The sequence below is a fragment of the Microbacterium sp. USHLN186 genome (genome assembly GCF_037145155.1).
Taxonomy (GTDB): Bacteria; Actinomycetota; Actinomycetes; order Actinomycetales; family Microbacteriaceae; genus Microbacterium.
Genome location: NZ_JBBCYA010000001.1, coordinates 522,858 through 540,839 on the forward strand (window position 1 = coordinate 522,858; position 17,982 = coordinate 540,839).

General features: G+C 69.7%; 17 protein-coding genes and 2 tRNA genes. 17 read left to right on the top strand and 2 right to left on the bottom strand.

Annotated elements, in window-relative coordinates; all coding sequences use genetic code 11:
• The first annotated feature begins 25 nt into the window (after positions 1-25).
• Together WFG93_RS02425 and WFG93_RS02430 are read left to right on the top strand one after the other, a co-directional pair.
• Positions 26-99 (top strand) — tRNA-Ile (locus WFG93_RS02425).
• A 37-nt stretch (positions 100-136) separates the two neighbouring features.
• Positions 137-209: transfer RNA gene (locus WFG93_RS02430), tRNA-Ala, on the top strand.
• 42 nt (positions 210-251) lie between these two features.
• On the opposite strand, the gene WFG93_RS02435 is transcribed toward WFG93_RS02430, so the two are convergent.
• Positions 252-1,223, bottom strand: a complete 972-nt coding sequence (locus WFG93_RS02435; RefSeq protein ID WP_336644719.1) for an SDR family oxidoreductase — start codon at positions 1,221-1,223, stop codon at positions 252-254.
• Positions 1,224-1,293: 70 nt separating this feature from the next.
• On the opposite strand from WFG93_RS02435, the gene WFG93_RS02440 reads away from it, so the two are divergent.
• Positions 1,294-2,424: an alanine--glyoxylate aminotransferase family protein gene (locus tag WFG93_RS02440; protein WP_336644720.1), complete on the top strand. Its 1,131-nt coding sequence runs from the start codon at positions 1,294-1,296 to the stop codon at positions 2,422-2,424.
• A 15-nt stretch (positions 2,425-2,439) separates the two neighbouring features.
• Here the strand turns inward: WFG93_RS02440 and WFG93_RS02445 are convergent, their stop codons facing one another.
• Positions 2,440-3,594, bottom strand: coding sequence for an ROK family transcriptional regulator (locus WFG93_RS02445; protein ID WP_336644721.1), 1,155 nt, complete (start codon positions 3,592-3,594; stop codon positions 2,440-2,442).
• Between the two features lie 210 nt (positions 3,595-3,804).
• On the opposite strand from WFG93_RS02445, the gene WFG93_RS02450 reads away from it, so the two are divergent.
• The 14 genes from WFG93_RS02450 to WFG93_RS02515 all read left to right on the top strand — a co-directional run bounded on the left by WFG93_RS02450 (position 3,805) and on the right by WFG93_RS02515 (position 17,934).
• Positions 3,805-5,082, top strand: coding sequence for an extracellular solute-binding protein (locus WFG93_RS02450; RefSeq protein WP_336644722.1), 1,278 nt, complete (start codon positions 3,805-3,807; stop codon positions 5,080-5,082).
• An 82-nt stretch (positions 5,083-5,164) separates the two neighbouring features.
• On the top strand, positions 5,165-6,079 hold the full coding sequence (locus tag WFG93_RS02455; protein WP_336644723.1) for a carbohydrate ABC transporter permease: 915 nt from the start codon (positions 5,165-5,167) through the stop codon (positions 6,077-6,079).
• A complete protein-coding gene (locus tag WFG93_RS02460; RefSeq protein WP_336644724.1) occupies positions 6,079-6,993 on the top strand; it encodes a carbohydrate ABC transporter permease in 915 nt (304 codons plus the stop codon). The genes WFG93_RS02455 and WFG93_RS02460 overlap by 1 nt, the downstream gene beginning before the upstream one ends.
• Positions 6,990-8,213: a family 20 glycosylhydrolase gene (locus WFG93_RS02465; protein ID WP_336644725.1), complete on the top strand. Its 1,224-nt coding sequence runs from the start codon at positions 6,990-6,992 to the stop codon at positions 8,211-8,213. Before WFG93_RS02460 ends, WFG93_RS02465 begins: the two co-directional genes overlap by 4 nt.
• A gap of 38 nt (positions 8,214-8,251) precedes the next feature.
• Positions 8,252-9,691: a sulfatase family protein gene (locus tag WFG93_RS02470; RefSeq protein WP_336644726.1), complete on the top strand. Its 1,440-nt coding sequence runs from the start codon at positions 8,252-8,254 to the stop codon at positions 9,689-9,691.
• A gap of 98 nt (positions 9,692-9,789) precedes the next feature.
• Positions 9,790-10,722 carry an AraC family transcriptional regulator gene (locus WFG93_RS02475; protein ID WP_336644727.1) on the top strand — a complete coding sequence of 311 codons (933 nt, stop codon included), beginning with the start codon at positions 9,790-9,792 and terminating at the stop codon, positions 10,720-10,722.
• 121 nt (positions 10,723-10,843) lie between these two features.
• Complete coding sequence (locus tag WFG93_RS02480) at positions 10,844-11,155, top strand: DUF7882 family protein (protein ID WP_336644728.1); 312 nt, start codon at positions 10,844-10,846, stop codon at positions 11,153-11,155.
• A gap of 76 nt (positions 11,156-11,231) precedes the next feature.
• Positions 11,232-11,678: an NUDIX hydrolase gene (locus tag WFG93_RS02485; RefSeq protein ID WP_336644729.1), complete on the top strand. Its 447-nt coding sequence runs from the start codon at positions 11,232-11,234 to the stop codon at positions 11,676-11,678.
• Between the two features lie 53 nt (positions 11,679-11,731).
• A complete protein-coding gene (locus tag WFG93_RS02490) occupies positions 11,732-12,508 on the top strand; it encodes a CDP-alcohol phosphatidyltransferase family protein (protein WP_336644730.1) in 777 nt (258 codons plus the stop codon).
• A complete protein-coding gene (locus tag WFG93_RS02495) occupies positions 12,505-13,518 on the top strand; it encodes a lysylphosphatidylglycerol synthase transmembrane domain-containing protein (RefSeq protein ID WP_336644731.1) in 1,014 nt (337 codons plus the stop codon). The genes WFG93_RS02490 and WFG93_RS02495 overlap by 4 nt, the downstream gene beginning before the upstream one ends.
• Complete coding sequence (locus tag WFG93_RS02500; protein ID WP_336644732.1) at positions 13,511-14,539, top strand: ABC transporter substrate-binding protein; 1,029 nt, start codon at positions 13,511-13,513, stop codon at positions 14,537-14,539. The genes WFG93_RS02495 and WFG93_RS02500 overlap by 8 nt, the downstream gene beginning before the upstream one ends.
• Positions 14,529-15,302, top strand: a complete 774-nt coding sequence (locus WFG93_RS02505) for an ABC transporter ATP-binding protein (protein ID WP_336644733.1) — start codon at positions 14,529-14,531, stop codon at positions 15,300-15,302. Before WFG93_RS02500 ends, WFG93_RS02505 begins: the two co-directional genes overlap by 11 nt.
• A complete protein-coding gene (locus tag WFG93_RS02510) occupies positions 15,299-16,873 on the top strand; it encodes an ABC transporter permease (protein ID WP_336644734.1) in 1,575 nt (524 codons plus the stop codon). Before WFG93_RS02505 ends, WFG93_RS02510 begins: the two co-directional genes overlap by 4 nt.
• Positions 16,870-17,934, top strand: coding sequence for a glycosyltransferase family 4 protein (locus WFG93_RS02515; RefSeq protein ID WP_336644735.1), 1,065 nt, complete (start codon positions 16,870-16,872; stop codon positions 17,932-17,934). Before WFG93_RS02510 ends, WFG93_RS02515 begins: the two co-directional genes overlap by 4 nt.
• The last annotated feature ends 48 nt before the right edge of the window (positions 17,935-17,982 follow it).

Below are 17,982 nucleotides of genomic sequence, written 5' to 3' on the forward strand. Positions count from 1 at the left end.
ATCCGGTAAAGTCTTGGAGGTTGACGGGGCTATAGCTCAGGCGGTTAGAGCGCTTCACTGATAATGAAGAGGTCCCAGGTTCAAGTCCTGGTAGCCCCACTCCGTTCGCGGAAATCCCGCGGTGTCCACGCCGTACGGGGCCTTAGCTCAGTTGGTAGAGCGCTTGCTTTGCAAGCAAGATGTCAGGAGTTCGAATCTCCTAGGCTCCACATCATCAGTCCAGCCGGTCGCACCGATCGTGCCCGGACCTGTCATCGCCCGTGCTTCTCGATCAGCCGGTCGAATGCCGCATCGAGCTCCGCGTCGACCCTCTGACGAGAGCGGTCAGCCAGGTGCCACTCGACGATCTCGCGCGCACCGTCGGCGAAGGGCGTCGTCGCGACCCATCCGGGCACCAGCTGCTTGATGCGGGTGTTGTCGAACAGCACCGAGTGCGCCTTGTCACCGACCAGCCCCGGCCCGACCTCCGGCAGCTCGCGTGCGATGGCATCGGATGAGACGTGCACGATCTCCGGCTCACGGCCGAGAGGGCGTGCGAGCAGCCGCACGATCTCGTCCCAGGTGAGGCTCTCATCGCTCGTGATGTGCACCGCCTGGCCGATCGCGTGCGGGTTGCCGAACAGTCCCACGAATGCCGGAGCGAAATCGCGCGAGTGCGTGAGCGTCCACCAGCTCGTGCCGTCGCCGTGCACGACCACCGGCCGGCCGTCGCGGATGCGCTGCAGTGCCGTCCATCCGCCCTCGAGGGGGATGAGCGAGGGACCGTACGTGTGGCTCGGCCGCACGATGGTGACCGGGAAGCCGGATGCACGGTACGCCGCGACCAGAAGGTCCTCGCTGGCGATCTTGTCGCGGGAGTACTGCCAGAACGGATTGCGCAGCGGCGTCGACTCGACGATCGGCAGCTGAGCGATCGGCTTCTGGTACGTCGATGCGCTGGAGATGTAGAGGTACTGGCCGGTGCGTCCCGCGAAGATCCGGATGTCATCGGCCGCCTGCTGCGGGGAGAAGCTGCGGAAGTTCGCGACCACGTCGAAGGTCTGCGACCCGACGGCCGCCTCGATCGAGTCCGGGTCAGCCGCGTCGCCGGTGAGGCACCGCACACCGGCGGGCACGCTGCTCCTGCCCCGATTGAGCACGGTCACGTCGTGACCGAGCGATGCCGCGAGCTGCGTCACGTAGGAGCTGATGTTGCCCGTGCCGCCGATGATGAGGATGCGCATGGTGCTCACGCTAGCGCGGCAGTCCACGCAGGGCAGCACCTCGACCGGCGCCGCGTGACAGAGTGGACGCATGACTCTGTCGCACGCTGACATCGACCCCGACGGACTGCTCGAGTACTCGGTGGTGTTCACCGACCGCTCGCTCAATCACATGTCGGCCCGCTTCACGCGCGTCATGCAGCAGAGCCTCGAGATCCTCTGCGAGGCGTACGGTGCCGACAGCGCGGCGCTGGTCAACGGCGGCGGCAGCTTCGCGATGGAATCGGTCGCGCGTCAGCTGGCGACCGGTCGGCGCGTGCTCATCGTGCGCAACGGCCTGTTCTCGTACCGCTGGTCGCAGATCCTCGAGATGGGCGACGTGGCCAGCGACGTCACGGTATGTCTGGCGCGCCCGGACAGTGACGACGCGCAGGCCGCGTGGAGCCCCGCCCCCATCGACGAGGTCGTCGCCGCGATCCGCGCGAAGCGCCCGCAGGTGGTCTTCGCCCCGCACGTGGAGACTGCGGCCGGCATCATCCTGCCCGATGACTACGTCCGTGCGCTCGCCGACGCCGTGCACGAGGTCGGCGGCGTGCTCGTGCTGGACTGCATCGCGTCGGGAGCGATGTGGGTCGACATGCGCGCCAGCGGTGTGGACGTGCTGATCTCCGCGCCGCAGAAGGGCTGGAGCGGCTCCCCGGGTGTCGGCTACGTGATGCTGGGGGAGCGCGGCCGGCAGGCCGTGGCATCCGGCACCGCCACGAGCTTCTCCCTCGACCTCGGGCGCTGGCGGGCGATCGCCGACGGCTACCGGGACGGCACTCCCGGGTATCACTCGACGATGCCCACCGACACGATCGCCCGCAACCTCGTCCAGATGATCGAGACGCGCGAGCGCGGTTACGACACGCTGCGCGCGGCGCAGCTCGAGCTGGGCAGCCGCGTGCGCGCGCTGCTGGCCGAGCACGGGCTGCCGTCGGTCGCGGCATCCGCCTTCGCCGCCCCCACGGTCGTCGTCGTGCACACCGCCGATCCCGCGCTGCGCAGCGGCGCGGCGTTCAAGGATCACGGCGTGCAGGTGGCCGCCGGTGTGCCGCTGCACTGCGAGGAACCGGAGAGCTTCTCGACGTTCCGGGTGGGGCTGTTCGGGCTCGACAAGCTCGCCGACGTGGATGCCGCGGTGGCGCGACTGCAGCGCGCGCTCGAGCAGATCTCGCGCTGACCGGGCTCGGGAGGATCAGAAGGCGGTGGCCGCCGCCACCACGTGCTCGATCGCCCTCAGCGACTCGATGCCCGCACGTGCGGTGGCGAGGTGCGTGTCGTCGAGCTCGGCGGCGACCACCTGCAGGTTGCGGCTGACCAGCGGCAGCGCGCGCTGGCACAGGATGGCGGAGACGTCGTCGGCGAACGAGGGGAGTGCGCGCACCACTTCGCCGCTGAGCACGAGCACCGCCGGGTCGACGATGTGACAGGTGTTCATGAGCATGCGCCCCAGCACCTCTGCGGCACGCCGCGCGATGGCGGTCGCGGCGGCGTCGCCGTCGCGGACGAGCTTCGCGAAGCGTGTCCAGTCGATCGTGCGCCCGCATCCGGTGCTGTAGTCGCGCAGCATGGCCGGGATCGAGGCGTACTGCATGAGACAGCCCGGATTGCCGCACGAGCACAGCGGTCCGTCCCAGTCGTAGACGGTGTGGCCGAGCTCGCCTGAGCCGCCCCGGAAGCCCGAGCGGATGATGCCGTCGACGATGTGGCCCGAGGTGATGCCGTAGCTCACCTCGACGTACAGCATGTCGGCGTGACCGCGTCCGCTGCCCCACAGGTACTCGGCGAGGCCCTCCAGGCGAGCGGTGTTCTGGGTGTGCACGGGCACGCCGAAGCGCTGCGCGAAGAACTGCTTCGGGTTCACGCCGTACCACCGGCTCGAGGCGCGCTGCGCATACACGTCGCCGGAGCGCGCATCCATCTGCGTGTCGACCGCCAGGTGCAGCGCGCGCAGCTGTCCGTACTCGAGCTCGAGCTCGTCGAGAAGGCGATCGAGAAGATCCGCGCCGGCCGTCACGCGCTGTTCAGCGGTCGACCCCGCGCTCGTTCTGAGTGTCAATTCCTTCAACACTCTGCCGTCCATGGTGGCCACCGCCACCGTGCATACATCGACGAGGAACATCACCGAGGCGAGCACCCCCAGCCGGGGCGTCGTGCCGATCAGGTTCTTCAGCGACCCGGGCTCGGGGTCTGTCTCCTCCACCCAGCCGTCCGCGCTCAGCCGGTTGGCGAGGTTCGTGATGGTGGCGCGGGAGACCTCGAGCGCCCGGGCGAGATCGGCCCGGTAAGCGGGGCCTTCCGCGATGAGAGTGCGGAGCAACCGCTGCGCGTTGGGGGTGAGCGTTGTCACGCGGCGTCCTCCTTCGGGGTAGATCCGAGCGTATCGCCGACCGGTCGTCGGTGATCCCGTCGGATGCAAGCGTGATCAATCTGTTAATTATCTTGACACTTTTCGTTTGACCGTGCATTCTGTAGGACAGCTCACACGTACTCGACGCCGAGACCATACCCATCGCTCCGCCCGGCAGTGAGCAGGGAGCACGATTCCATCGGAGGGATCATGAAGTTTCGCAGAATCCTGGCGGGCGCCACGGCGGCATCCGCTGTCCTCGCGCTTGCGGCATGCAGCACCGGCACCGGCGCCGGGGGCGCGGGCGACGAGGCCGAGGCCGGCACGGTCCGCATGTGGGTCATGGAGGGTTCGCTCTCCGAAGAGTCGCAGCAGTACCTCGCCGACGAGTTCGCCAAAGAGAACCCGGGCAGCGAGCTGAAGATCGAGGTGCAGCAGTGGGACGGCATCGTATCCAAGCTGCAGACCGCACTCGCCTCGAAGAACGAGAGCCCCGACCTCGTCGAGATCGGCAACACGCAGACCACGACCTTCACCACCGTCGGCGCATTCGCCGACGTCACCGACCTGAAGGACGCGCTCGGCGGTGACGACCTCATCCCGTCGTTCGTCGACGCCTCCACGGTCGACGGCAAGATCTACGCGTACCCCTTCTACGCGGGCGCGCGGGGTGTGTACTACCGCACCGACCTGTTCGAGCAGGCCGGCATCGCCGTGCCGCAGACGATCGGCGAGTTCGACGAGGCTGTCGCTGCGCTGCAGCAGGCCAACCCGGAAGGTGTCGCCGATTTCTCGGGGATGTACCTCGCCGCCGTCGACGTGCACGGTGTCGGCTCGTACCTGTTCTCGCACGGTTTCGAGTACGCCGAGAAGGACGGCGACAAGTGGGTCGGTCAGGCCTCGTCGCCGGCATCCCTCGCCGCTCTCGAATCCCTGCAGTCGACGTTCGAGAACGGCACGACGTACGCGCTGGACTCGCAGGCGGGGCAGAAGTCGTTCGAGCGCTACTTCAACGAGGGCACCACGGGCGTGCTGATCGGCACCGGCAACATCGGCACCAAGATCGACCAGGCCCTGTGGGACGACAAGAAGGTCGGCGTGATCGCCATCCCGTCCGACGAGCCCGGCGTCGCCGGTGCCACCTTCGCGGGTGGCTCGAACATCGGTCTCGCGACCAACTCGCAGAACCCGGCACTGGCGAAGAAGGCGCTCGAGACCATCTTCGCCGAGGGCTTCCAGACCCGCCTCGCCGAAGAGGGCTGGGTGCCCGGCAACACCGGCTACGCCGACAGCGTGGCCGGGCCGTTCGGCGAGATCGCCGGCGAGATCATCACCAACTCCAAGCTGACCCCGAACAGCCCCGAGTGGGGCGTCACCTTCGGCGGTGCGCAGCTGAGCGAGTTCTTCACCCGCATCGCCAAGGGCGAGGACGTCAAGGCCACCGCCAAGGCGTTCGATGAGCAGCTCGACGCGGCTCTCAACAAGTGACGCAAGGCCTCGCACTACGATGACACAGCTGACAGTCCGGCCCACCCGCGCGGCACGACGCCGCGCGGAGCTGAGCCCCCCGATGAGCCGAGCGGTGCGCAACGGCGGCCGCCGGCTCGCACCGTGGATGCTGCTCGCCCCCGCGAGCATCATGGTGCTGATCGCTCTCGGATACCCCCTCGTCCGGCAGACGATCATGTCGTTCCAGCACTTCGGGCTCGAACAGCAGTTCGGCAAGCCCGCGGAGTGGGCCGGACTGTCCAACTACGCCGCCATCGTCAGCGACCCCTACTTCTGGAGCGTCTTCCTGAAGTCCCTGCTGTTCTGCGCGTGGACGGCGGGGATGACGATGGTGCTCGGCATCGGCTTCGCCGTGCTGATGCTGCGCCTGAACACCCTGGTCCGCGCGGTGTTCAACACCACGCTCATCGTGGTGTGGGCGATGCCCGCGCTGGCGTCGCTGACCGTATGGCAGTGGCTCGTCGATCCGCGCTCGGGCCTGCTGAACTACTTCCTCACCTCGATCGGGCTGCAGGACTTCAAGAACTTCCACTGGCTGGGGGAGAACTACTGGACGTTCTACCTCATCGCCTCGGCCGTCATCATCTGGTCGTCGCTGCCGCTGGTCGCGATCACCATCTACGCCGCCCTCTCGCAGGTTCCCGGTGAGGTGCTCGAGGCCGCGCAGATCGACGGCGCGTCGAACTTCCAGCAGATCCGGCGGATCATGCTGCCGATGATCGGGTCGGTCATCTCCCTCATCGGGGTGCTGCAGGTCATCTGGGACCTGCGGGTCTTCACGCAGATCTACGTGCTGCAGCAGGCCGGCGGCATCGCCAGCGAGACGAACCTGCTCGGCACCTACGTGTACGAGACCGGCATCGCCAAGGGCGACTACGGCATGGCATCCGCCCTCGCCATGATCATCCTGCTGCTCACCCTGCTGCTCACCGCCCGCTACCTGAAGATGCTGTACCGCCAGGGAGGGATGAACTGATGACCACGCAGCAGCTCCTCACCACGCAGGACCTCGCCGTCACTGCCGAGGCAGCGGCGAAGCGCGCGCACCGTGCTGCCAAGCGCAGAGAGTTCTTCGCACATCCCGTCGCCAACCTCGCCGGCGTGCTGCTCGCCGTGCTCTGGCTCATCCCCGTGTACTGGATGGTCAACTCCGCCTTCCAGTCCGAGTCCGAGCTGCTGGCCTGGCCGCCGCACCTGCTGCCGCAGCAGTTCACCTGGGACAACTTCTTCACCGCCTTCACGAACCGCAACTTCTTCCCGGCGCTGGGTGCCTCGCTCACCGCGGGCGCGTTGACGGTGGTGTTCGCGTCGAGCGCGGCGCTGCTGGCATCCTTCGCCCTGTCGCGCTTCCGCTTCCGCGGCCGCACGATGATGATCATCGCGATCCTCGTCGTGCAGATGATCCCCGCCGAGGCGCTGTTCATCTCGCAGTACCGGATGCTGGACGGCTGGGGACTGCTGAACTCCGTCATCGGCCTGTCGATCCTCTACATCGGCACGATCGTGCCCTTCATCGCCTGGATGATGCGCGGATTCGTCGACGGCATCCCGATCGAGCTCGAGGAGGCGGCGATGGTCGACGGATGCTCGCGCTTCGGCGCCTTCCGCCGGGTGACGCTGCCGCTGCTGCTGCCGGGCATCATCTCGACCTCCGTGTTCGGCTTCCTGTTCGCGTGGAACGAGTACACCCTCGCGCTGATCGTGCTCTCGAAGGACTCCTCGGTCACGCTCCCGATCTGGCTGCAGTCCTTCCAGCAGGGTCTGAAGGCCACCGACTGGGGTGGGGTGATGGCCGGTGCGACACTGATCGCGATCCCGGTGATCATCATCTTCGTCCTCGTGCAGAACAAGATCTCCAAGGGAATGGTTGCGGGGGCGGTCAAGGGATGAGCGTGCAGAATCTGCCCGAGGCGGCCGTCGGTCCCGTTCGCGGACGCACCGCTCGCGCCGAATGGCGCGGACTGCTGATCGACTCCGCGCGCACCTGCTACCCGGTGGCGGTCATCAAGCGCGTGATCGGACTGGCCGCGCGGTACGGCTTCAACCGGCTGCACTGGCACCTCACCGACGACCAGGGCTGGCGCTTCGAGGTGCCCGAGTACCCGCTGCTCACCACCGATGCGGCCTTCCTGCCCCGCGGCCGCTTCGACGACTACGACTCGCTGCTCGGCGACACCCGCGAGCGTGCGGTGACGGAGCAGGACGAGAAGTGGACCAACGGCTTCTACTCCGACGCCGAGATCGCGGAGGTCGTCGCGCACGCGGAGGCGCATGGCATCGTGATCGTGCCGGAGGTCGACGTTCCGGGGCACATGATGGCCGCCATCGGCGTGTACCCGCACCTGGGCCGCCCGGCAGAGCTGCCGCTGCCCGAGGGCTCGATGCGCGAGCACATGTGGTGGCCCGCGCGCAACGACCTGCTCTGGCCGACCGACGAGGCACGCGACTTCATCTCGGCGGTCATGCGCCGCATCGCGCAGCTCTTCCCCGGACAGTACGTGCACATCGGGGGAGACGAGTGCGCCTTCCAGCAGTGGGCGTCGGACCCGCGGATCGGGGAGTGGATGCGACTGCGCGGCGTCCCGCGCGTGGAGCGGCTGCAGAACTGGTTCATGGACATCGCCGCCGCTGTGCTGCGCGAGAACGGCAAGCGCGTGGCCGTGTGGGATGAGGCGTGCGAGATCTGGGATGACCAGGAGGCGCTCGTCGTGGCGTGGGACGAGTCCCGCGGCATGCAGCGCATCTCCGCGGCCGGACAGCGCTTCGTGTTCGCCGATGCGCGCACGCTCTACCTCAACCGCATCGACCCCGACGCCGAAGTGCCGCAGAAGGGCATGGTGCCCGGCATCTCGATCACCGACATCCTCACCGCACCCTGGCACGAGGCGCAGCACCCGCGCTGCGTCGGCGTGCAGGCGGCGGTGTGGTCGGAGTTCGTGCTCGACGGCGATGACCTGATGTCGATGCTCTTCCCCCGGCTGCTGGCGGTCGCCGAGCGGCTGTGGAACCCCGACCTCGACCCGGCGGACGCCGCGGTCCGCATCGCGCAGGAGTACGCTGCGCTCCGATCTGCGGGAGCCCTGGACGTTCTCGCTCCTCAGCAGCGGTGATCCACCGCGCTGACCGCACAGCAGACAGAGGAAGCAGCATGAGCGCCCCGCAGAAGCGTCCGAACATCGTCCTGATCCTCACCGACGACCATGCGTCGCATGCGATCGGCGCGTACGGATCGGTGGTGAACACCACGCCGCGGATCGACGAGATCGCGGGGGCGGGGGTGCGGTTGGAGAACTGCTTCTGCACGAACGCGCTGTGCACGCCGTCGCGCGCGTCGATCCTGACCGGGACCTACAGCCATGTGAACGGGGTGACGACGTTGGAGACGCCGATCGATGCGTCGCAGCCGACGTTCGTGTCGGCGCTGCGCGAGGCGGGATACCGTACCGCGATCGTCGGCAAATGGCACATGGGGGAGGGGCCCGGCCATGACCCGGAGGGCTTCGACTACTGGGCCGTGCTGCGTGATCAGGGGGAGTACTTCGATCCGCAGATCCTGACGGCGGACGGCGTGCGGATCGAGCCGGGGTACGCGACGGATGTCATCACGGATCTGTCGCTGGGCTGGCTGGAGTCACTGTCGGGGGAAGAGCCGTGGTGCCTGCTGATCCATCACAAGGCCCCGCACCGTCCGTGGGAGCCGGACGAGAAGCACAAGGGGATGTACTCGGACCCGATCCCGGTGCCGGCGACGTTCGATGACGATTACGCGACGCGTTCCTCGGCGGCGCACCGCGCGGCGATGCGGGTGGCGGACCATCTCACGCTGACGGATCTGAAGGTCGCGCCGCCGGAGGATCTCACCTACGAGCAGGCGGCCGTATGGAAGTACCAGCGGTACATGGAGGACTATCTGGCGTGTGTGGCATCCGTCGACGACAATGTGGGCCGCGTCATCGACTGGCTGCGCGAGCGGGATGTGTTCGACGACACCCTGATGATGTACACGTCGGATCAGGGCTTCTTCCTGGGCGATCACGGCTGGTTCGACAAGCGGTTCATGTACGACGAGTCGCTGCGGATGCCGCTGGTGCTCTCCTGCCCCTCCCGCATCCCGGCGCGGGACGAGCCGTTGACGCAGATCGTGACCAACGTCGATTTCGCGCAGACGATCCTCGACGCGGCCGGTGTGGCCGCGCACGAGCGGATGCAGGGGGTGAGCATCTGGCCGCAGCTGACCGAGCACCCGCTTCAGCCGACGCGGGAGGCGATGTACTACCGCTACTTCGAGAACGACGACATCAACCATCATGCGTTCGCGCATTACGGCATCCGCACCGAACGCCACAAGCTCATCTACTTCTACAACGACGGGATGGGACTGCCCGGCTCCTCACCGCACACCTACCCACCCGAGTGGGAGATGTACGACCTGGAAGCGGACCCCGAAGAACTGCACAACATCTACCACGACCCCGCGCAGCGTCCGCTGCGGGAACAGCTCAAAGCGCGGCTGTGGCAGCTGCAGGCCGAACTGCTCGACACCCCCCATCACTCCCAGCCCACCCCTGAACTGCTCGCCGGCAGCTGATCCCGAACGCGCGAATGCGCCCCGCATTATGAAGATGCCGGAACTCGCATATTCTTTACGCTGAGTGCGCAGACCAGGCGCCGTGCGCAGGAGGTGACGTGGCGGAGATCGTGCACATGGAGTCCGACGACGTCGACGACGTCGAGGAGATCTGGACGAGGTTCGTGCCGTCAGCGACGCTGGTGGACATCGACCCCGCCGAGTTCGCGTTCCGGTGGCGGTCGGCGACCTTCAGCGAGACGTCGATCGTGCGGTACTCGCTCGCCGCGGAGGTGCATTCGCGTGTGCAGCCCGAGGATCAGCTCTTCGCCTGCCGGTTGGTGACGGCGGACGGCTGGGTCCGCAGCCGTCGCGCGCTCATCGAGCCGGGCGCGCCGTGGGCGACCGACAGCGCGCAGGTGGAGGCGCGCTGGAAGGGCACCGCGGACGTGTCCGCGCTGATCTTCGACCGGATGCACGCGCAGGAGCTGGCACGGCGCATCACCGGAGACGAGCTGCTCTCGCTGCGGCTCACCTCATTGCATCCGCGCAACGGGGCCGCCGCACGCCAGTGGGCGCGAGCCTTCGACTACCTCATGAGCGCGGCGGTGGCCGCCGAGGGGGATGAGCTGATCGAAGCCGGTCTCGCCCGGCACGCTCTGACGACGGTGCTGAGCTGCTTCCCTTCCACGTTCTCCGATGCCATCGCACGCGACGGCGGCGGTGACGGTGCGGCGACGGTGCGGCGCGCCCTGACCTACATCGACGAGCATGCGCATCTGCCCATCACCGTCGACGACGTCGCCGCCGCCGTGCACATCTCCACACGCGGACTGCAGTACGCGTTCCGGCGCAGCCTGGATACCACGCCGACGGACTTCCTGCGCCGGGTGCGCCTCGATGGCGCTCATCGCGATCTGCGCAACGGCTCCGGCGACGAGACCGTCACCCACATCGCCCGGCGCTGGGGGTTCGGCAACACGTCGCGGTTCAATCAGCTGTACCGCCAGACCTACGGTCGCACCGCGAAGGAGACGCTCGAGGGCGCGTGAGCCGGCAGCAGCATCGGCGACCGGCCGAGGTCATGCACAGAGCGAACGCCCTGTTCGCCATGCGTCCCTCTGCGTCGCGCCGCGGCACGCACGTGCGCATTCGGTCGTACGGTGAACGCAAATGGGATACATCTACTACGGCAACTCCGCCGACGCGATCGAGATCGACGATCGCACGCTCGCGCACCTCAAGGTCGTGATCGCCCTGAAGCTGCGCCGCAACGAGAGCTTCACCCTGTCGTGGCGGCACCCCGACGCCTCGGGTCGTTCCACGTTGTGGCTGCACCCCTCGATTCCGCTGCGATTCAGCTTCGACGAGCCGGTCGCCCCGCAGCTGAGCCAGCAATGGCTCAACGAGCTGTCGAACTCAGCCAACACCAGTGGCGGCATCCTGCTCACCGAGGAGCACATCGAGCCCGTCGAATCCGCCTGACTCGACGCATCGCGCCCTGTGCTGGATCGGCGACGAAGTCGTCCGCCGCTCGTCGCGGTGGCACTACTGTGAGGGCATGCAGCTGCGCGTCGCCGCCTACGGGATCATCACCGATGACGAGGGGAACGTGCTGCTCGCGCGCTGGGTCGAGGGTCGGCGGGTCGCCTGGACACTGCCCGGCGGTGGACTCGAGGCCGGTGAGGATCCCGAGCGCGCGGTGCGCCGCGAGCTGCGCGAGGAGACCGGGTTCGAGATCGAGACGACGGAGCTGCTCGGCATCCACTCGCGCGTCATCCCGGCTTCGCAGCGGGTGCGTCGTGATGAGAGCGACGTGCCGCTGCACACCCTTCGGATCGTCTACCGCGCGAGGATCACCGGCGGAGCGCTGCGATTCGAGAAGAACGGATCGACCGACATGGCCGGCTGGTTCACGCTCGACGAGGTCGCTGCGCTGCAGCGCGTCAGGCTCGTCGACATCGGTCTGCGCATGGCCGAGCTGCTGCCCACGTCGGCTGGTTCCTGAGCGCGCGCACCGAGACCGGCGGGCCTCGCATGCAGCGCTGATATCGTGCGGACATGGCTGCCGCACCCGCTGGAACCCTCGGTCGCGATCGCGACCGTGATCGCGGGACTGGCGGCGGGCTCACCGCCGGGCGTGGCCCGGTGCGGCGCTTCCTCGCCGTGGCCGCGGTCATCCTGCTCGGCCTGCTGGCCGTCGCCCTCGCACTGGCCATGCCGGCGCTCTCAGTCGCGGTCGCCGGTGCGACCTTCGCCGCCGGCGTCGGAGCATTCGCGGTGCCTCTGCACCGCCGCCACCCGCACCATCGGCTCGGGACGGCGAACGTCGTCACGCTCGTGCGGATGGCGATCGTCGCGCTGCTGCTCGGCCTGCTGCTCGCCGGTGGCGTGCGCGCGGATGCCACCGCGGTGGTGATCGTCGCGGGCACGCTCGCACTGGCGCTCGACGGCGTCGACGGGTTCCTCGCCCGCAGACAGGGGACGGCGTCGTCCTTCGGCGCCTCCTTCGACATGGAGGTGGATGCGGCCTTCGGTCTGGTTCTCGCGCTGCTCGCGATGCACGGGCCGGCCGGCGCGGTCGCCCTGCTGCTGGGCCTGCCGCGGTACCTCTTCGCGATCGCGGCCGTTCTCCTGCCTTGGCTGCATGGCCCGCTGCCGGAGCGCTACAGCCGCAAGGTGGTGTGCGTGGTGCAGCTGATCGCCCTGCTCGCACTCCAGCTGCCCTTCCTGCCCACGACCGCAGCGCTGGCGCTGGTCGCCGCCACGGCTCTCGCCCTCGCCTGGTCGTTCGGCGTCGACGTGCGGGTGCTCTGGCGACGGCGGGTGTCGTCATGAAGAGGCGCGGCACCCTGACGTCGCGCCTGCGTGTGCCCGCGTGGCTGGGGCGGGCGCTGCAGATCACCGCCACCCTCGCCCTGCTGGTGCTGATCTGGCGCATCGCCGGTGGCGCCGATGCGCTGACGCTGCTGCGCGGGGCGCACCCGGTCTGGCTGGCCACAGCGGCCGGGCTGCTCATGGCGCTGACCGTGCTGAGCGCACTGCGCTGGCGCCTCGCGGCGGCGCCGCTGGGCATCCGGCTCAGCGCGCGGACGGCCATCGCGGAGTACTTCCTGGCGCAGCTGGTGAACACCACACTCCCGGGCGGCGTACTGGGCGACGTCGGGCGTGCCGCGCGTGCACGTCACGGGGCCGGCGTGGCGGCCGCGGCGGGATCGGTGATCGTGGAGCGCGCGATCGGACAGCTCGCCATGCTCGTCGTCCTGAGCGCAGGATTCGTGGGCACGCTCACACTGGCCACCTCGATCGACTGGCCACCGCCGGTGCTCGCGGCGCTGGCCGTGCTGCTGCCCGCAGCGTGGGCCGCGGTGCTCGCCGTGCTGATCGGCCTGCGTGTTCACCCCGGCGCGGCAGGGCGCCTCGGCCGCACCGCACGGGCGCTGCGCCGCAGCCTGCGCAGCGCCCCCTGGCAGCAGGTGGGGCTCGCCATGGCGACCGCAGCCTGCGTATTGGGCGCGTTCGCCTGCTGCGCGTTCGCCGTGGGGGCACCGCTGAGCTTCGCCGCGGTCGTGGCCGTCGTGCCCCTGGTGCTGCTGGCCATGCTCATCCCGGTGTCCGTCGCCGGCTGGGGCGTGCGCGAAGGCACCGCGGTCGCCCTGCTGCCCATCGCGGGCATCGGCGCCGCGCAGTCCCTCGCAATCAGCGTGTCCTTCGGCCTGATGGCGCTGATCGCCGCCCTTCCCGGCGTCGCCACGGTCTGGGCACGCCGCCGCATCATGCGCTCGCACCCCATCTCCTCACCAGAACAAGCCTCCCTTTCCCCCACCCCCAGGAGACGTCATGGATGATTCCCACCGCACCCTGCTGCTCTCGCGCCGCGCCCTGCTCGGGGCCGGCATGCTCGGCGCCCTCGGTCTCGGCGCGGTCGCGTGCAGCGCTCCCGGTGGCGGCGAGCCGAGCTCCGGCAAGCTGAGCGACGTGTCGCTGCAGCTGTCGTGGCTGCACTCGGTGCAGTTCGCCGGCAGCTACATCGCGCTGGACCGGGGCTGGTGGCGGGACCAGGACCTGAAGGTGAGCCTGCTGCAGGGCGGCCCGAACGCGCCCGTCGAACCGCCCGTGGTCTCCGGGGCGGCTCTGGTGGGCATCTCCGCCGCCGACTACACCGCTGCTGCCGTCGCCGAGGGGGCGCCGTTCAAGATCATCGGCGTCGCCATGCAGAAGAATCCCTTCGTCATCGCATCCCTGCCGGCTCGTCCGGTGAACGAGCCGAAGGACCTCGAGGGCCTGCGCATCGGGATGGCCACCGCCAACACGCCGGTGCTCGAGACGCTGTGCACCCTGAACGACGTCGACATCGACCGCATCGAGGTCGTCCCGACCCAATACTCCGCGCAGCCGCTGCTGGCCGGTGAGGTGGACTGCCTGCTGTGCTGGGAGACCGATCTGCCGGTGGCGATGGCCGTGCAGGGAGTCGACGCGGTCACCATGCTGATGGCCGACCACGGCTACGCCGTGCACTCGCAGACCTACATCGCGACCGAGCAGAGTCTCGCCGAGCGGCGCGACGAGCTCGTCGCGCTGATGACGGGCGAGGTCCGCGGCTGGGAGGCGTATCGGAAGGACACGGATGCCGCCACGCAGCTGACGCTGAAGATGTTCCCGGATGCCGGGCTGGACCCCGACGTGCAGAAGCTGCAGGCCGAGCGACAGGTGCCACTGATGTTCTCGGATCTCACCGACGAGCACGGCTTCGGCTGGTGGACCGACGAGACCGTCGCCGCGAACCGCAAGACCCTCGGGCTGCTCGGCCGGGATGTCGATGCGGATCTGTGGGATCGATCCATCCTGGAGCAGATCCATGGCGGATGAACCGCCTGTCGTGCGCCTGACCGGAGTGCGCAAGGGCTTCGGCGCCCTGGAGGCGGTCGCCGCCACTGATCTCACCCTCGCCGCCGGACAGACCACGGCTCTGGTCGGCCCCTCCGGATGCGGCAAGTCCACGCTGCTGCGCCTCATCGCGGGCCTCGAGCAGCCCAGTGCCGGTCAGGTGGTGATCGACGATGCCGAACCGCACACGGTCGCCCGGCGCGGCGAACTCGCCATCGCGTTCCAGGATCCCTCGCTGCTGCCCTGGCGCACAGTGCGCGGCAACATCGCGCTCGCGCGGCGCCTCGCGCGCCGCCCCGCCGATCCGGATGCCGTCGACCGGCTGATCGCTCTCGTGGGCCTGCAGGGCTTCGGTGACGCGCGCCCGGCCGAGCTGTCCGGGGGCATGCGCCAGCGCGCGGCGATCGCCCGCGCCCTGGCGACGCGCCCTCGCCTGCTGCTGCTGGATGAGCCCTTCGGCGCTGTCGACGAGTTGACCCGGCAGGATCTGCTCACCGATCTCCCGCCGCTGTGGCGCGAAGGCGGCGCGACGACGGTGCTCGTCACCCACTCGATCGTGGAGGCCGTGCGGCTCGCAGACCGCATCGTGGTGCTCAGCCCGCGTCCGGCGCGCGTCGTCGCCGACGTCTCGGTGGACCTGGGCCATCCCCGCACCGCCGGCAGCGCGCGCACCCCCGCGTTCGAGAAGCTCGTGGATGAGGTGACCCTCGCCCTCGCCCGCTCGCGCGCGGAGGCGGCGGCATGACCACGGATGCCACCCGGAGGCGACGCGGACTGGGCACCCTTCTCATGGTGCTCGCGCTGCTGGCGCTCTGGGAGGCGACGGCCCGGCTGCTCGCCGGCGCCTACGTGCTGGCGGCGCCGAGCGAGATCGCGCTGACCCTGAAAGACCACGCGGGGCTGCTGCTGCGCGCCCTCGGAGTCACCGGCGCGGCGGCCCTCGCCGGCTTCGCGCTGGGCAACCTCGCCGCGGTCGCTCTCGCGGCGCTCGCGGTGCTGCTGCCACGCACCCAGGCGGTGGTCACGACGGTCGCACTCGTCGTCTTCTGCCTGCCCCTGGTCGCGACCGGACCGGTGCTGCGCGTGCTGCTCGGACCCGGCGACGGGCCGCAGATCGCCCTGGCGGCGCTCGCCGTCTACTACACGACGATGATCCCGGTGCTGGTCGGACTGCGCGCCGCCCCGGCCGGCTGGTTCGATCTCGTCCGCAGCTACGGACGCGGGCGTGCCGCTGCGCTGCGATTCGTGCGGGCACGCGCGAGTCTGCCGTACCTCGTCGCGGGACTGCAGATCGCAGCGCCGGCCGCATTCCTCGGCGCGATGGTGGGAGAGTTCACCGGTGCCGAGAGCGGCCTCGGCGTGCTGACCGTGCGCGCCGCACGGGACCTCGACGTGCAGCTGACGTGGACGATCGCCACCGTGGCCACCGTCGTCTCGGTGCTCGCCTACGCCCTCGTCGGCGTCGTCGGTCGCCGGCTGCACGCCGGCCCGCCGCCGCTCATCCTCGCTCCGCCGCGACCGCCCGCCTCCGCCGCGCACCGGGTGCGCGGCGCGGTGGCATCCGCCCTCGGCTTCGTCGTCGTGATGCTCGTGCTGTGGTGGGGCGGGATCATCGTCACCGGGCTGAACCCGTTCTTCGCCCGCACCCCGATCGACGTCGCGCGCGTGCTGCTCGGGATCGACGACGACGGCGCAGTGCGCGACAGTCTCCTCACCGCCCTCGGACAGACGGCGGCACTCGCGGTGCCCGGCTATCTGGCCGGACTCGCCGTCGGAGCGGGCCTGGCGATGCTGCTCGTGCTCACCCCGCCGATCGCCGCCCTCAGCATGCCGATCGCGATCGCGCTGCGCGCCGTGCCCATCGTCACCACAGCCCCGCTGGTCGTGCTGCTGCTCGGCCGCGGGGCCGTGGGCGGCATCGTGCTCGTGGCGATCATGGTCTTCTTCCCCACGCTCATCGCCTGCCTGCAGGGTCTGCGCCAGGCGCCAGGTCAGGCCCTCGACGTGCTGCGCAGCTACGCGGCATCCGAACGCACAGCGCTCGTGCGCGTGCGCATTCCCGCCATGCTGCCCGGCTTCTTCGCCGCTGCCCGCATGAGCGTGCCGGCGGCCGTGCTCGCGGTGACCGTCGTGGAGTGGCTGGCCACCGGCACGGGGATCGGCAATGCGATGGCGCTCGCCGCCTCGAGGTCGGGGTACGATCTGCTCGCCGGGGCGACCGTCCTGGTCACGGCCGTGTCGGCGCTGGGGTACGCCCTGGTCGGCGCCGTTGAGTCGCGCGTGCTGCGCCGCTACGCCCCGGAGCAGCAGTGGTGACCCGGGCCGTGTTCGCCGTCCCCGGCGACCTGCACACCGTCACCGGCGGGTACGTGTACGAGCGTCGTCTGCTGGAGGGTCTGCGGGCGGTAGGCATCGATGTCGCGCACCTCGGGCTCGGCGACTCGTTCCCCGACCCGACGGCCCCGCATCTGGCGGAGGCGACGGCGGCGCTCGCCGCCGTGGGCGAGCGCGTCCCGCTCATCCTCGACGGCTTCCTGGTCGGCGCGATGCCCACCCACGCGCTCGCGCAGGTGTCCGCACCGATGATCGGCATCGTGCATCACCCGCTCGCGCACGAGGAGGGGCTCGACGCCGATCGACGGGCGCACCTGTTCCGCACCGAGCGCGACAACCTGCGACTGCTGCGTGCCGTGCTCGTACCCAGTGCCCACACGGCGCGCATCCTCGTCGCCGAGTACGACGTTCCCGCCGAGCGGATCACCGTCGCCCGGCCCGGCACGCAGCGTCCCGCGGCCGGAGCGCCGGTCGCCGCGGCGGAGGAAGGCACTCCGTCGGAGCCTCCCCTCGTGCTGGCCGTCGGGATCCAGCATCCGCGCAAGGGACACGACGTGCTGCTGCGCGCGCTGGCGTGCCTGATCGACCTGCCGTGGCGGGCCGTGATCGTCGGCACCCCGCACGACCGCGACCACGTCGCCGCGCTGCACACGCTGAGAGCGGAACTGGGCCTGACTCCGCGGGTGCGCCTGGCGGGCGCGGTGAGCAGCGCGGAGCGCGACGAGCTCTACCAGCGGGCGGACGTGTTCGCGCTCGCCACTCGCTACGAGGGATACGGGCTGGTGTTCGACGAGGCGCTCGCGCACGGCCTGCCCATCGTCTCGTGCTGCACCGGCGCGGTGCCCGACACCGTGCCGAGGGATGCCGGAGTTCTGGCGCCGCCGGACGACCCTGCGGCCTTCGCCGCCGCGCTGCGGCCGCTGCTCGTGGACCGGGAGCTGCGCGGACGCCTCGCGGCGGCCGCCGCGCGCGCGGGTGCGCGACTGCCGACGTGGCACGACACCGCCGTCACTGCGGCGGGGGTGATCGACGCGGTGCGCTGAGGGCGATGGCGGCGTCGGCATGCGGCGTCGGACGGTCCGTGAACGAGT